Origin of the sequence: Amycolatopsis coloradensis, assembly GCF_037997115.1 — a bacterium.
Classification (GTDB): domain Bacteria; phylum Actinomycetota; class Actinomycetes; order Mycobacteriales; family Pseudonocardiaceae; genus Amycolatopsis; species Amycolatopsis coloradensis_A.
In genome coordinates this window covers 3,367,475-3,381,443 of record NZ_CP150484.1, presented here as the reverse complement: position 1 = coordinate 3,381,443, position 13,969 = coordinate 3,367,475, and the positions used below count along the sequence as shown (strand labels likewise).

General features: G+C 68.3%; 10 protein-coding genes. All 10 read right to left on the bottom strand.

From position 1 onward, the window contains the following. Nucleotides 1-238: 238 nt before the first annotated feature. Nucleotides 239-1,162, bottom strand: coding sequence for a carboxymuconolactone decarboxylase family protein (locus LCL61_RS16170; RefSeq protein ID WP_340687569.1), 924 nt, complete (start codon nt 1,160-1,162; stop codon nt 239-241). A gap of 2 nt (nt 1,163-1,164) precedes the next feature. Then, nucleotides 1,165-2,832, bottom strand: a complete 1,668-nt coding sequence (locus LCL61_RS16165; RefSeq protein ID WP_340687568.1) for a GMC family oxidoreductase — start codon at nt 2,830-2,832, stop codon at nt 1,165-1,167. Beyond that, complete coding sequence (locus tag LCL61_RS16160) at nt 2,829-3,386, bottom strand: DUF5987 family protein (RefSeq protein ID WP_340687567.1); 558 nt, start codon at nt 3,384-3,386, stop codon at nt 2,829-2,831. Before LCL61_RS16160 ends, LCL61_RS16165 begins: the two co-directional genes overlap by 4 nt. A 5-nt stretch (nt 3,387-3,391) precedes the next feature. Then, nucleotides 3,392-4,744 (bottom strand): cytochrome P450, encoded by a 1,353-nt coding sequence (locus tag LCL61_RS16155; protein ID WP_340687566.1) that lies wholly within the window; start codon nt 4,742-4,744, stop codon nt 3,392-3,394. Then, a complete protein-coding gene (locus LCL61_RS16150) occupies nt 4,741-5,736 on the bottom strand; it encodes an enediyne biosynthesis protein (protein WP_425342008.1) in 996 nt (331 codons plus the stop codon). The genes LCL61_RS16155 and LCL61_RS16150 overlap by 4 nt, the downstream gene beginning before the upstream one ends. Beyond that, nucleotides 5,733-7,697: a CRTAC1 family protein gene (locus tag LCL61_RS16145; RefSeq protein ID WP_340687564.1), complete on the bottom strand. Its 1,965-nt coding sequence runs from the start codon at nt 7,695-7,697 to the stop codon at nt 5,733-5,735. The genes LCL61_RS16150 and LCL61_RS16145 overlap by 4 nt, the downstream gene beginning before the upstream one ends. Beyond that, the gene (locus LCL61_RS16140) at nt 7,694-8,638 is read right to left on the bottom strand and encodes a DUF1702 family protein (protein ID WP_340687563.1); all 945 of its coding nucleotides are present in this window, start codon (nt 8,636-8,638) and stop codon (nt 7,694-7,696) included. The genes LCL61_RS16145 and LCL61_RS16140 overlap by 4 nt, the downstream gene beginning before the upstream one ends. A gap of 170 nt (nt 8,639-8,808) precedes the next feature. Further along, nucleotides 8,809-9,711, bottom strand: a complete 903-nt coding sequence (locus LCL61_RS16135; RefSeq protein WP_425342007.1) for a helix-turn-helix transcriptional regulator — start codon at nt 9,709-9,711, stop codon at nt 8,809-8,811. Between the two features lie 363 nt (nt 9,712-10,074). Further along, the gene (locus tag LCL61_RS16130; protein WP_340688601.1) at nt 10,075-11,520 is read right to left on the bottom strand and encodes a SagB family peptide dehydrogenase; all 1,446 of its coding nucleotides are present in this window, start codon (nt 11,518-11,520) and stop codon (nt 10,075-10,077) included. A gap of 42 nt (nt 11,521-11,562) precedes the next feature. After that, complete coding sequence (locus LCL61_RS16125; protein WP_340687562.1) at nt 11,563-13,836, bottom strand: TOMM precursor leader peptide-binding protein; 2,274 nt, start codon at nt 13,834-13,836, stop codon at nt 11,563-11,565. Between the last annotated feature and the right edge of the window lie 133 nt (nt 13,837-13,969).

The window sequence follows — 13,969 nt, the reverse complement described above, 5'->3', positions numbered from 1 at the left end:
GACACCTTTGATTTACCTGTCAATAACCCTCATTACCACTCACGACCCCGCTCGAAACCGCACATATCGCCCCAGATCGGGCACTCAGGAGCCGACCACTGTCCTCAAGGGACGGACGGGACCCCGCCGGCGCCCAGAATCACGTCCCGAGGGCGGGCCGACGACGTCGCGAAAGCCACTTTCGCAACGTTGAACGTTGGGAAAGTGGCTTTCGCGACACAACACCGACCGCGCGGCCTCACCGACCACGCAGCGAAGCGACCGAAACAGCACGAGCGGCGGCCGTGAAACTCGCCCACCCCACCAGCTCGACCAGCTCTCGATCAGCCAGCCCCGCGGCCGCGACCAAAGCTTCGTCGACCTGGTAAGGCGCCTTCGCGACCACCAAGGCCAACCGGACACCGGGATTGTCGAACGCGTCCACCCAAGACCGGCTCAGCCCAGGTGGCGAACCGTCCCAAGTGGACAGATCGCGCTCCACGGCCTCCCGAACGGCCGAAGGCACCGCCAATGCGCCGAACACCGACGAAGCACGGGAGAAGGCGTCCGCGACCACAGCATTGCCCGCGGCCCAGCCGAAATCTCCCGAACCCGGGGGAAGCAGCTCCAGCGACTCCCCCGGCGAAGCATCCTCCACCGGACGAAGGAACCGCCCCAGGACCGCCTTGGCCTTGGCACGCGCCGAATCCGGCACGGACGAAGGTAACGGCGACGGCCCGAGGAACACGCTCACCACCCGGTTCAGGTAGTGGAACGCGAACGCGACGGCGGTCAGCTCCGCACGGGCACCCGCCGTCAAGGACCCCGCACGAGGATCGGCCTCCGAAGAGCGCCCGAGCGAGTCCAGCGCCATCCCGTGGACCTCGACACAGTACGGACAAGAGTTCTCTCGCGACACCAGTGTCGCGACGACCTCCCGGTCCGCCCGGCTCGTCTCTCCCTTCGCCACCAGCGATTCCCGCAGCATCACCCAGCTCGCCGCGAGCACCGCCGGCGACGGAGAATGCAGCGCCACCGGCGGGGCCAGCATGCCGAAGTCGCGTTCCAGCTGCCCGTAGACGTCGCGCACGAGTCCGGTCGCCCGGCCGAAGGGCACCGGCCGGACGTACCGGACTTCGTGCAACGCCCGCCGCAGCGCGAGCTTCACCAGCGCAGGCGCCATGATCAGGTCCCGGACACCAGCGACAGCTTGCTGACGGCGCGCCGCCCGGTGATGGAGCCGTCCGGGGCGGGAGCGCCGTAGGTGACGTCGACGCCACGTGCCTGAAGCGCCCGCACGATACCCGGCACCGAACGTTCGGCCAGCGCCGCGATCGTCATCGCCGGATTCACCGTCAGCGCGCCCGGCACGGAGGCGCTGTCGGTCACGAAGATCCCGGGGTGATCGCGGAGTTCGTGGTTCGGGTGCAGCGCCGAGGTCTCCGGGTCGTCACCGATCCGGCACGACGCCAGCGGGTGCACGGTGTACGCGCCGACGACGTCGTTGGTCCACGGCGCCACCTTCGCCAGGCCGTCCTTCTCGAGGATCTCCTTGCACTCCGCGTCGGCCAGCGCCCAGCCGTGCCGGGTGTTCGGCGTCGGGTCGTACTTCAGCGGACCGCGGCCGAGCATCTGCTGCGAGATGCGGTAGGCGTTGCCGGTGGGCGGCGGCGTGCCGAAGACACCCTCGTTGTCGTCCTCGGTCATCAGGAAGATGGTCAGCCAGGAGGCCCACTTCTTGAGGATCTCCTTTTTTTCCACCCCGAACCAGCGCGGTACATCTTTATCGGATCCAGCACCGTCGGGCACCTGGGCGAGAATCGTGCCGAGCCCCGGCGGGAAGTACAGCTGCTCCAGCGAGTACCGCTCGTACTCCGGCAGCGAACCGTCGAGCTTGTCCCAGTTCGCCACGGTCGGGCCCTTGCCGATGTGGTTGGCCTCGTAGACCTTCCCGTCCTCACGGGACAGTCCGAGCACCTCGCGGACCCGTTCCTCGTTGATGATCGCGGTGTTGAGCCGCTCACCGTTGCCCGAGAAGTACCGGCCGACCCCGTGCGGCATGGTGCCCAGCGCCGCCTCGGAACGCTGCAGGATCACCGGGGTCGCGCCGGCACCCGCGGCGATGATCACGATCTTCGCGTCGATCGTCCCACTGCCGGACTGGAGGCGGTAGTCCTCGTCGTCGACGACGTTGAAGTGCACGCGGTAGTCACCGCCGTCGATCCGCTCGATCCGCTGGACCTCGTGCAGCGGCCGGATCTTCGCGCCGTGCGCGAGCGCGGCGGGCAGATAGTTGGTCAGCAGCGAGCGTTTCGCGTCGAACCGGCAGCCCGCCATCATGAAGTTGCAGTTCACGCACCGGTCGTTGTCCACCGCGACCGGCGCCGGGTTGGCGGTCCGGCCGGAGTGGTCGCAGAACGACGCCCACAGCCCGCCCGCGTACGAGACGTCGTTCCAGTCCTGTTTGGACACCGGAAGCGATTCCGAAACCCGGTCGTACCAAGGCTCCAGCGAGTCCCGCGTGATCGCCGAGGGCCACATGCGACGGCCGATGCTGCCGTGCCGTTCGAAGACGAACTTCGGGGCGCGCGGCATCGCGGCGAAGTACACCACGCTGCCGCCGCCGACGCAGTTCCCGCCGAGCACGCTCATCCCGTCGCCGACGACGAAGTCGAAAGCCCGGGTGTAGGACGAGCCGAGCAGATAGTCGTGCTCGAAATCCTTCGTCTCCAGCCACGGCCCGCGTTCCAGCACGGTGACCTTCGCCCCGCCCGCGGCCAAGTGGTAAGCGGGGATGGAGCCACCGAACCCGCTGCCGACGATGACGACGTCGGTCTTGTCGTAGGCGTTCATGCCGGGCTCCCGGAAGGTGTCGTGTCAGGGTGGAGCCGCGCCAGCTCGCGGCGATAGGAGAACTTCGGGAACCGCCACAGCCCGTCTTCGTCCGGCGCGGTGTACCCCATCGCCAGCAGGCCGGGGTGGCCCTCGGCGATGGCTTCGGCGGTGTGCTTGTGCGCGGCGCTGTCGAAGGACATGTTGCAGAACAAGGCGAGGCTCACCCAGCCGTCCTTCTCCGGATGGCCGGGCGCGGTCAGCGACCGCACGAGCGCCGTCCTGTCGGCGAAGGACAACGCGACGAACGGTGGCAGCGACTCGTCGAGCGCGAGGTCGTGCTCCTTGGCGTAGCCCTTCGCGTGTTCGTTGAGGGACTGCGCCAGATACGGCAGCCCGACGGTCACCCCGGTCGCGTCGGTGTGCAGCAGTTCGAGCGCACCCGCCACGACCGCGCCCGGCCCCTCCGCCGCGCCGGCGATCGCGTGGTCGCCGGGGAATCGCTTCTCCCCCGGCAGGATCGTGTCCGCGTAGGCCTCCAAAGTGGACACCTTGACCTGTTCGTCCGAATCCACGGAACCTACCTCCTGTTCCTGGTGTGCACGGTCATCGGCAGCCCGCCCCGCACCCGGAGCGACAACATCGCTTCGGGCACCACTTCGTAGCCGGGGAGCTTCCTGAGTTCGAGGTCCCGCAGGACCATCGTCAGCACGAAGACGGCCTCCATCACGCCGAGGCTGTTGCCGATGCAGAACCGCGGCCCGGCGCCGAACGGGATGTAGGCGTACCGGGGCCGTCCGCTCGGCCGGTCCGGATCGAACCGGTCCGGGTCGAACCGCTCCGGCTCCGGCCAGAACTCCGGATGCCGGTGCAGCGTGTAGGGCACGACGACTACGTCGGATCCGGCGGGGACGTGATAGCCGCCGATCTCGTCGTCGGCCTGCGCCACCCGCGGCAGCAGCCACACCGGCGGATACAGCCGCATGACTTCTTCGACCACCCTCGCCGTGTACGGCAACCGGTGCAGGTCGTCGTGCGTCGGCAGCTGGTCGCCCAGTACCGCGTCCGCCTCGGCGCGCAGTTTCGCCGCGATCTCCGGATGTTCGTCGAGCAGGTGGAACGCCCAGCCCAGCGTGCTCGCCGTCGTCTCGTGCCCGGCCAGCAGCAGCGTGATCAGCTCGTCTCGCATCTGCTCGCGGGTCCCGTCGGTCGCGATGAGACGGGAGAGCACGTCCTCACCGTTCTCGACCGGGTTCGCCAGCCGCTGTTCGACGAGTTCGTCGGCGATACGGCGGAGGTCGGCCCGCGATTCCCGGAACCGCAGCTGTTTCTTCAGCGGGGCCCACTGCGGGACCATGCTCAGCGTCACGGCTTCGAACATCGCCTGGTCCTGCACGGCTTCGAACGAATGCCCCAGCGAGGTGAAGCCGCCGAGGTCCGCGTCGAGCAGGGTCTTGCCGAGCACACCGAGGGTCAGCCCGGTCATCTCGTGCAGGATCTCCACCGGTCCTTCGGTGTCCCGCAAGCGTTTCACGAGCCCTTCGACCTCGTTCGCGACGACCGAGGCCTGCCGCGCGATCCGCTTGGGCTGGAACACGGGCTGGATGGTCCGGCGCTGTTTCTTCCAGACGTCACCGTCACTGGTGAGCAGCCCGTCACCGAGCGCCCGCCTCGCCTCCTGGAGGCCGATTCCCTTGTGGTAGTTGGCCGCGTTGTCCGCGAGCACGTGTTTCGCCAGGTCGGGGTGGTTCACCAGGTACATCGTCTTGGGACCGATCGCGATCCGGACGACGTCCCCGTGCGCCTCCGCCGAGTCCGACATGAGCGTCAGCCGGTCGGTGAAGAGCTTCTTCAGCAGACCGAAGGTCGCCCGGCGCGGCGGGCCGGGCGGCGCGAGACGCGCCGCCCGGCTGGTTTCCGCACCGTGGGTCATGCCGCCACGGCCCCGGTTTCCGTCTCCGGCTTCTCGGCCGGCTTGGGCAGGGACGTGACTTCGGCCGACTTCGCCTGCTCGGCCTCCCACTTCTCGGTGGCCTTCTTGGAGAAGTGCAGGCCCCACAGGAACGCGCCGCGGATGAGGCAGACCAGCGCGGTGGCGAGGAACAGGCCGTAGGCCACGTGCACGACCATGAAGAACCCGTACGCCAGCGCCACACCCGAACCGAACAGGACCTGCGACGCGGGCTTCGACGGGGTCGTGCCCGGGTCGGTGACCATGTAGTTCGTGTAGAGCACGAACGCCACACCGGTCATCATCCCGAGCGCGCCGGGGATCGCGGTGTCGAACATCCACCCACGGATGATCGCCTGGAGCGCGAAGGTGATCAGCCAGGCGCCGATCAGCCACATCCGCTGCGTCAGCATCGCGTTGAGGACGGTGCCCGAGACGATGATGATGCCGACGATCAGCCAGCCGACCCACGAGTCGACCTGCTCGGTGAAGTGGTAGGGCGGCGCGATACTCGCCCAGGGGAACACCAGCAGGATGATCGTGATGCCGAAGTTCGACGGGTTCATGTAGTGCCGCAACCGGCCGCGCACCGGGGCCTGCAGCACCCACTTGGCGCCGACGGCGACGACGACACCGAACATCATGACCAGCACCTGGTCGTTGACGTAGGTGAGCATGTTCAGCGCGAGACCGGTGATATGCGCTGGGAAGAGGAACTCCACGAGCCCCTTGAAACCGTTGCCCCGGAAGCGGACGCCCCGGCCCTGTGTCCGGGCGCCGATGATCTCCAGCAGGATTTCCGTGGCGTAGGCCGTGGCCAGCGCGATGAACGGATAGGTGTAGGGCTGCTCGAAACCGAGCACGGTGTAGCCGATGATGTTGAAGATGGTGATCGAGATCGCGAACCGGCGAAGGGCCGTGATCGTCTTGTTGCTCTTCGGTGCCGTGAGTGTCTGCTCAGCCATGACGGTCATTTCTCCTTAGCCTGAGCGCCGAGCTGGAAGGTGTGGCTGCCCGGGGTCAGCTGGACTTCCTGCGTGCGGATCTGCCCGGTCAGGTCGCGCCACTGCAGGCAGACCTTCACCGGCCCGGTGACCTTGCCGAGTCCGATCTGGATCTCGTGGCTGCGTTTGCCGGAGTGGCCGCTGCCGCCGTCGACCCGGTCCATGTACTTCTTGCCGTCGGGGGTGATGACGGTGACCTGCGCGCCGATCGCCGCGGTGCCCGCCGCCTTGAGCGGTCCGTCCGCCGAAGCCTTGTCGTGCACCAGCTTCAGGTTCAGGTACGACCCGGAGTCGGGGCTGACGTTGCGGTAGAAAATCGGCTGCTCCCACTGGCGTGCCACGGCGAAGTCGAGCTTGCCGTCGCCGTCGGCGTCGCCGGTGGCGATACCGCGAGTGGGCACCGGGACCGCGAGCCCGAGGCGCGGGGCCAGGTCGGTGTAGCGGCCGTCGGAGCTCTTCGCCCAGAAGTGCAGGGTGTGGTCGCCACCGACGTCGTCACCGGCGACCATGTTCGGCCAGAAGGACGGGTGCTTCAGCAGTTCGTCGTTCGAGGTCGCCAGTTCCTGCAGCTGCGGCCAGCGGTTGACGTCGCCCTTGACGAACCCGGTCGCCTGCGTGATCACCGATTCGCCGCTGTTGTTGTAGTCGGCGATCTTGACGTCCCAGCCCCAGCCGGACCACGCGGTGCCCGCCTGTGCGCTGCGGTCGACCCACGGCGCCTCGCCGCCCTGCAGACGGCCGCGCAGATCCGCGGTGTCCTTGGCGGTGTTCATGAACTGGAAGTGGCTTTCCTCGATGCCCCACGACGTCGTGATGTTGCTGACGTACAGGTCGTAGAGACCGTCGTGGTCGAGGTCGGCGAAGTCGACGCCCATGCCCTTGAAGGAGTCGTTGCCGATCACCTTGGACTTCGGCTCGTTGGGCCCGCGGACGCCCTTCACCTCGGCGAACTCGATGTGACCGGGACGGGACTTGTTGTACAGCAAGCGGTCATGCCCGAAGTCGTTGCCGATGTAGAGCTCCGGCAGGTTGTCCCCGTCGACGTCGGTCGCGCTCGCCGCGAGCGACCAGCCGCCCTGGGCGTCGGCCGGGATGGCCTTGTCGTCGAGCGCGAACGACGCGGTCGGCTTCGCGCCCTGGGTGGCGCCGGTGAACCGCAGGATGTACTTGCCACCCGCGTTGTCCGCGTGCGACATCGACTTGTTCATCTCGACCCCGCCCTGCACGCGCTCGTCCAGCACCGCGCTGTCGGGGAAGTAGTTGCCGATGAAGATGTCCTGGTGGCCGTCGCCGTCGAAGTCACCGACCGAGGCGGCGTTCGTGTTCCACAGTGGACCGGCGTATTCGCCGTTCTTGGAGTTGTTGCCCGGTACCAGCTCCACCGGCTCGTAGGCCTTCGGCTCCAGCTTCGTGGCGCCCGGCTTCGAGAGGAAGAGGATCGGGGTTCGGCCCCAGTAGTAGGCCAGCAGGTCGACCCGGCCGTCCTCGTTGTAGTCGGCGGGCACGCAGCCCATGGGCGCGATGTACTTGCCCATCGGCAGCGGCGCCGCGTCGAGCGCGAACGGCGCGTAGCGGTCACCGCCCTTGCCCGGCGTCGGGGTGATGACGACCTGGTCGCTGCGCGGGTCGACGAAGCACAGATCGTTCGCGAGCCGGTCGCCGTCGAGGTCGTTGACCGCGATCGCGGCGCCGACCGACGAGATCCAGGCCCGGATGTGCTCGTAGTCCTTGTTCACTGTCCGGATCGACTGGCTCTTCGCCGCTTCCGGCAGGGCGATCGTCAGTGGTTCGAACGCGTACTTCGAGGCCATCGTGTCGGCCTCGGCGGTCGATACCGTGGGCAGCTGCGCCACCACGAACAGACCCGCCATCAGCAACAACGCCACGATGCCCGCAAGCTGCTTGCGGAGCCAGCCCAAGGTCGCGGTCATTTCCCTGCACCTCCAGAAGTGAGTACCTCGGTGGCGATGCGCTGTCGCCAGGTTTCGAATGCCGGGAGTTCGCCGTCGACCACGGTCGCGGGGCGCACCTCCTGGGTGATGGCCGCCGCCCGCTCGGCAGGCAGCCCGCAGATCGCCTGCGTGGCGACCTCCGTCTCGGGGATCAGCAGCCCGGCGCGGACGCGGGCTTCGGCGGCGAAAGCGCTGCCCTGGGCGAGGTTCCCGCGGTGCTCACCGGCGAACTCGGCCAGCTTCAGCAGTTCGTCGGAAGTGACACCGCACGCGTAGGTCGAGGCGAGCCCGACGCCGGCGTAGAGGTCTCCGTGGCGCCGCTCCGGGAAGCGCGCGATCGCGTCGGCGACCAGATCGACGTCGGTACCGCAGATGAACCACAGCGCCCGCCCGATGCCCTGGTCGATCGCCCGCAGCGCGTAGCCGCCATTGCCGGGCGGCCACGAGAAACCGGGGTCCTGGAACTGCCCGTCGATGTACTTCGCCGTCTTGAAGTACGCCTGGTGGAAGCCGTAACCGTCGAGCACCAGCCAGCGCAGCAACGGATCGAAGTCCTCGGCGGAGGGCCAGCGGAAGCGCGGCAGCCGCGCCATCGCCCATCCGACGCCGACGTAGATGATGTAGTCGTGCTTCTCACCGGGCCCGGCGAGGAACTCCTCGATGTGACGGCGTCCGCCGCCTGGCAGCCCGTCCAGCATTCCGTAACCCATTCCCGCGCCTTCGTAGGCGAAGCCGCGGTATTTCACCGGAATACGTTCGAGCCATTCTTCCGCCTGCCCGACGGAACGCGCTTCGACCGCGTGCGCGTAACCGAGCAGGAATTTCTCACCGACGGTCTCCAGCAATTCTTGAGCGGCCGGGCTCTTCTTGTGGAAACCGCGCTTGTCCAGTGACGTCTCGGAGACGTCCGGCGTGATCATGCGACGTCTGATCGTGCGCCAACCATTGCCCAACGCACTCTCCCCCTAACGGGTGGATTCGAATTCCGGATCGCTTAAAGCGTCACATGCGTGGTGATAGCCCAGCTACTCCACGGTTGCGTCCGCGTTCTCCCGGTTTGCGAGACCGAGAGAACGCGGAACGACTTCGGTCAGGCCACCGCGCGCAGGTACCCTGGCGCCGGCGCGACCATCCGGTTCCCCGCCGACGTCGGGCCACCGGCGAGGGTGATCGCCATCGGCGCGTCGGTCGGCAGCGGGGCGCGCATCGGCATCCGGAGGTGGACCATGCCGTACCGGGTGATGTCGACGCGGCTGGGCAAGGTCCCCATGGAGAACGAGGACGCCGCGGTCCCGGCGGCGTGCTCGGCCACCCCGATGACGGTCCACCGGCCCTCGGGGACGTTCTGGATCTCGATGTCCGCCGACAGGACGTTCGCCCTGCCGCCGAAGGCGACCGGGCCGCACTGCGGGATCGACTCGGCGAACAGTCCGATGAGGACGGTCGCCGGACCGGCCCCGCGCGGGGTCTCGACCCGCACGCTGATCGTGCCGGTACCGGTTCGCATCGTGGGGCTGCCCATTCCGGCGCTGTGCAACGCTTCCAGGGTCGGCAGTCGCTGGAGGTGCGGGGCCATCGCCACGAGCAGTTCGCCGACCTCGGGATCGCGGTACTGGGTCGGGGTCATCCCGACCGCACGGGTGAAGCGGCTCGTGAACGTGCCGACACTGCTGTAGCCGACGCTGCACACGATGTCCGACACCGTCAGCGATGTCGTCAGCAGCAGTCGTTTCGCTTCGAAGAGCCGGATCGCGGTGAGGTACCGGCCGGGGGTGACACCGGTCGCCTTTGCGAAGATCCGCGAGAAATGGAACGGGCTGACGAAGACTTCCTGTGCCAGGTCGCTCAAGGTGATCGGGTCGAAATACCTCGCGTGCATCGCGGAGATGGCCTGCAGCACCGCAGGTTGCAAGGGGGACGCCGGCTCAGGATGCCGACCGGGTTCGGTGACGCCTTTCTCGTTCGCCGCCATGGCGACTGTTCGTAGCTGCATCAGACCAACCTCGGATTCGCTGTCGCTTTTCTCTGTACGCCAGCTAACGCGTCATCGATTTCAGCGGGCTCGACGAGCGATCGAGATGGGTCCTGCGGTCTTGTCCGAACGTGCGCTATCGGCGGGCGGTCGGGCCGGTGGCACGAACGGCTCCGGCACGAGGTCGTCAAACGTGACAGGCTTTGCGCGGGGGTCGTGAGTGGCAAGTGTCGTTCTAACCCTCTTTACCACTCACGACCCTCGCCATACGATACAAATCGCAATTCGGGCACTGGCACCTCGGAAACTGTCCCTTACGGACAGTCTTGGCCGCGTCGGATCTTTGTGCCGCCGGCTCTGGCACCACTCACGACCCCCACGGCCTCAACCCGGGAAATCGAGCACGCATTCACCGACACCGACCTCGGCGGGCCAGTCGAGTTTGAGTGCGCGGTCGACGCGGTCGCCGGCGTCCACCGGGACGGCGTGCGCGGCCAGTCCCATGGCGCGGGCGACGAGGTAGAGCGTCTGCTGCAACGCGCCGACATGCGCCAGCGTCGTGGCGTACGCGCCACCGCCGAGCACGGACGCCATCCGCGGCATCCGCGCGGTGACGGTGATCAGCGCCGAGGGCCGCCGGTGGTTGCCGCCGCCGATCATCGCGATGTCGAGCATCTCGTCGAGATCGGCCACGTCGTCGTTGACCAGGCTGAGCCGGTGGTCGAACGGATCGTAGTGGTAGATCCCGCGGTCCAGCCCCGAACAGCGGTTCACCGACAAGTACAGCTCGAGTTCGTACAGGCAGGCGACGCTGAAATACGGGCGCTGCGAGGCGCTGTGCGCGGGCCCGTTCGGAAGATGCGCGGGCCCGATCGACCGGATTCTCGCGCCACGGAACAGGAACTCGCCGATCTGCTCGGCCGACAGCACGCTTTCGGTGAACTCCGGGCAGCTGTGGTCGTTCTCCAGCAACGCCGTCAGCGTCGGATCGGTTTCCGCGCGCTCGGCCAGATCCGGCCGGAACAGCGAGTAGCTCGGGCCTTCGCCGGTGGGGGCCTTGACCACCGGCGGATTCCCGAGCCCGGCGAGGTCGGCCGGTCCGCCGGGCCGCCAGGTGCGGCTCGTGGTGTGGAACGACAACTCGTCCGGAGACCACACGCCCAGTTCGGGATCGTCGTCTTCGGCGAACCTGCCGTTCTCCTCGGCGGCCTGGACGACCCCCGCGGCGACCAGATAGGACACGATCGCGCCGACCACGCCGCGATCGATCCCGGTCGTGGTCACGATCTCCCCGACCGACTTCGCCGTCGCGAGGGTCGCCGCGACGTGCACCGCCCACGGCTGGGACAGCACCACGCGATAACGCGCGGACGGCGACTCCAGCCCCATCCCGTCGGCGTCGGAACGCAAGGAACTGAAGCGGGACAACCGGATCGGGCGCGCGGCGGGGATCGCCACCGGTGCGAACACCGGTGCGAGCACGACCGGGATCACCGACAGGAGCGGGCCGCGGCCGTCGGCGAGACCGAGCGAGCGCACCACGGAACCGCCGAGTTCCTTGAGCACCTGCCGCAGCGCGTCGGCGCCCTCGGCCGTCCAGCTCAGTTCGCCTTCGAGATCGGGTTCCCGTTCGACGGGCTCCCATGACGACGTCACGTTCGCCAGCGACACCGGCCCCAAGGCCATCCGCCGCAACGATTCCACCACCAGCGGTTCCGCCTGCGGGAATTCGTGCTCACCCCAGCGCGTGACGACCACCAGTGAGCCGTCCTCACTGATTTCGACGAGGCTGTCGTCGGTGAGCGACCACAGGGGGATCGTTTCGGCCACGCCGCCGGGGGGATCTGTCGTCAACTGTTGCTCCAGCTTGATCTACAAGAACATGGGGAACGGATTCAACCGCTCGTAGGGAGTCGGTTCGGCGAGCCTGCCCAGGCGCACCGGTACGTCGAACAGCCGTCCGGGGGCGAAGCGGCTCCAGAACGGACGCAGCCCCGGAACGACCACCCGGACCACCGGGAGATCGATGTCGGGCCTCGTCTGGTCCAGCACCAGCGTCTCCATTCCCAGCACGGAAAGCCTCCGTACCAAGCACTCCACATCGTCACGGACGTCGGGACGACGGACGAACTTGAAGTCCGCGGCCCGTTTCGCCGACCGGCCGGGCGCCGGCAGCAGATACTGCTGGTTCGCGACCGTCGCGTACCGGAGCCACCGTGCCGCGTCGGTATCGTCGAGTTCGACGTCGTTCGCGAACACCGCCGGGATCAGCTGGTTGAGCTCGCTGACCGCCCTCCGCAGCGCCGTCCTGGGATCCAGGTGGGCGCCGAAACCCATCATGACGTTTTCGCGGGGCCCGACGATACTCCTGGAAAGCGCGACCATCACCGGAACACCGAGGTCCGCCGTCAGGTCGAGGACCCACAGTTCCCGGCCGGCGCGCGCGTACTGGCCGACCATCTCCTCGGCCCACGGGTCGTCGAACGAAGCGATGTCCACGCCGGGAACGGGAAGCCGGTTGTACCACCACATCGCGACGGCGTCGCGTTCGACGAGTTCGAGCAGTCCTTGCAGGATCGCGTCCTCGATACTGCTTCCGGCCGCGCAACCGTTGGAGTCCGCGCGCATCCCGGTGAGCCCGCATTCCCACGGCACCCCGTAATAGAGGTACGCGGTCGGCATCAGCTTCCGGCGCTGCCGCGTGAGCGACCACAGCGGCGTCCAGTCGATGGCGGCCTCGGTGTCGAACCGTTCCGGGACGTACTGGAAGTCGGCGTGCAGGGCGTTCCACTCGGCGCGGCCGTCGTATTGACGCTCGTCGAAGAGCATGCACGAGTTCGGGTGGACGGCGTCCTCGCCGAGCGCGTGGAAGGTGTCGCGGATCCGCAGCTCGTCGCCCTGGTAATTCGCCGAGTACCGCTCGATCGCCTCGCACAGCGCGCCGACCTCGGCGTCGATCGGGCTCGCGCCCTTGCCGCCGTTCTCCCCGCGCAGCCCGGCCTGCAGCCCCGCCTCACCGCGCACGCGGCGCGCGACGTTCTTGCCGGAGTGGTACGCGTTCACGAACGCAGGCGCCCGCGGGTCGCGGGAGATCTCCTTGACGATCCCGGTGACCGGGCTGACCAGGTGGCCGTAGCGGTCGAGCACCTCGACCGGGGTGAGGGTCCGATGCCCGCCACCGCCCGAGGTCGCCTTCTTGGCCTCCCGCAGCACCACCGGCTCGGCCGTCCGCGCGGCGACGATCCCCTCGTCACCGCATTCGGGGCACTGGGGGCGGCGGCGCAGTTCGTGCAGGCGGCCCTGGAGGTCGAGCGTGTCCAGGATCCACACGGCCTGCTGCCCCGGATAGCGGTGTCCCGCCAGCCATTTGGACGCTTCGAGGGAGATCAGGTGCGACGCGGCCGCGGTCAGCGGCGGCACGGCGGGCATCGGGAACGACGCGGGGCCGTCGTGCCCGAGGACTTCCTGCACGCAGGCCTCGGCGTGCCGGTGCCCCCACAGCCGGTTCGTCAGGCAGTGCCAGCAGCCGGACCGGCCGGGCTGCGTGATCGGGCCGATCCACACCTGCGCACCCGACGGCCGGGCCAGCAGCCAGGGCCGCCCGGTACGCCGGTGCTCGGCGTCGATCTCCGCCAGCCGCGGGTCGAGGTAGTCGTCGCACAGCACGATGGCCAGTTCGGACGCCGTGCCGACCACTTCGATCCCGCTCGCGGCCAGCCCGTTCGCCACCTGCGAGGTGTCGACGCCCCGGCCGACCGCGGTCAGGCTCGCCGTCGCCGGCTTCTGGCGGCCGGCCACCGCGGAGGCGTCGAGACCGCACGCGTCCCAGTACGCGAGCGCGCGTTCGTCGCCGCTGATCTCGTCCGGGACGTGGACGGTGACCAGACCGGCCTCGACCAGCCTGGCCAGCACGCCGGTGACCTGTTCGGCGCTCATCCCGTCCGGGCGGGCGGCCAAGAGCCCGTCGAGGTCGCGGGTGCCGTCGAGCAGGGCCGCCACCGACGCGACCTGCGCGCCGCGCATCGCGATGACCCCTTGTTCGGAAAACAGGTAGGCACCGCTCCCCTCGCGGATCTCCGCGCGTAGATGCCGTTTGAACCCCAGGGCACCGTTGATCGAGCCGGTCGTGGAAGATGCCTCGCGCATGAAGACCCCCAGTAGGTCGGTCCGATTCTCGAATCCTGCTCGGCGGGCTCCGCCTCGGCCAGTGCGCGATTCACGCCTCGGATATGAAAAACCCACGTTCTTCCGGGACGCACGCACGCGACAGCTGGTGGAC

Excerpts from the sequence above, each read along its gene's own strand:
- LCL61_RS16170 (WP_340687569.1), bottom strand. The coding sequence starts at position 1,162 with ATGGCGCCTGCGCTGGTGAAGCTCGCGCTGCGGCGGGCGTTGCACGAA.
- LCL61_RS16165 (WP_340687568.1), bottom strand. The coding sequence starts at position 2,832 with ATGAACGCCTACGACAAGACCGACGTCGTCATCGTCGGCAGCGGGTTC.
- LCL61_RS16155 (WP_340687566.1), bottom strand. The coding sequence starts at position 4,744 with ATGACCCACGGTGCGGAAACCAGCCGGGCGGCGCGTCTCGCGCCGCCC.
- LCL61_RS16150 (WP_425342008.1), bottom strand. The coding sequence starts at position 5,736 with ATGACCGTCATGGCTGAGCAGACACTCACGGCACCGAAGAGCAACAAG.
- LCL61_RS16145 (WP_340687564.1), bottom strand. The coding sequence starts at position 7,697 with ATGACCGCGACCTTGGGCTGGCTCCGCAAGCAGCTTGCGGGCATCGTG.
- LCL61_RS16140 (WP_340687563.1), bottom strand. The coding sequence starts at position 8,638 with ATGATCACGCCGGACGTCTCCGAGACGTCACTGGACAAGCGCGGTTTC.
- LCL61_RS16135 (WP_425342007.1), bottom strand. The coding sequence starts at position 9,711 with ATGCAGCTACGAACAGTCGCCATGGCGGCGAACGAGAAAGGCGTCACC.
- LCL61_RS16125 (WP_340687562.1), bottom strand. The coding sequence starts at position 13,836 with ATGCGCGAGGCATCTTCCACGACCGGCTCGATCAACGGTGCCCTGGGG.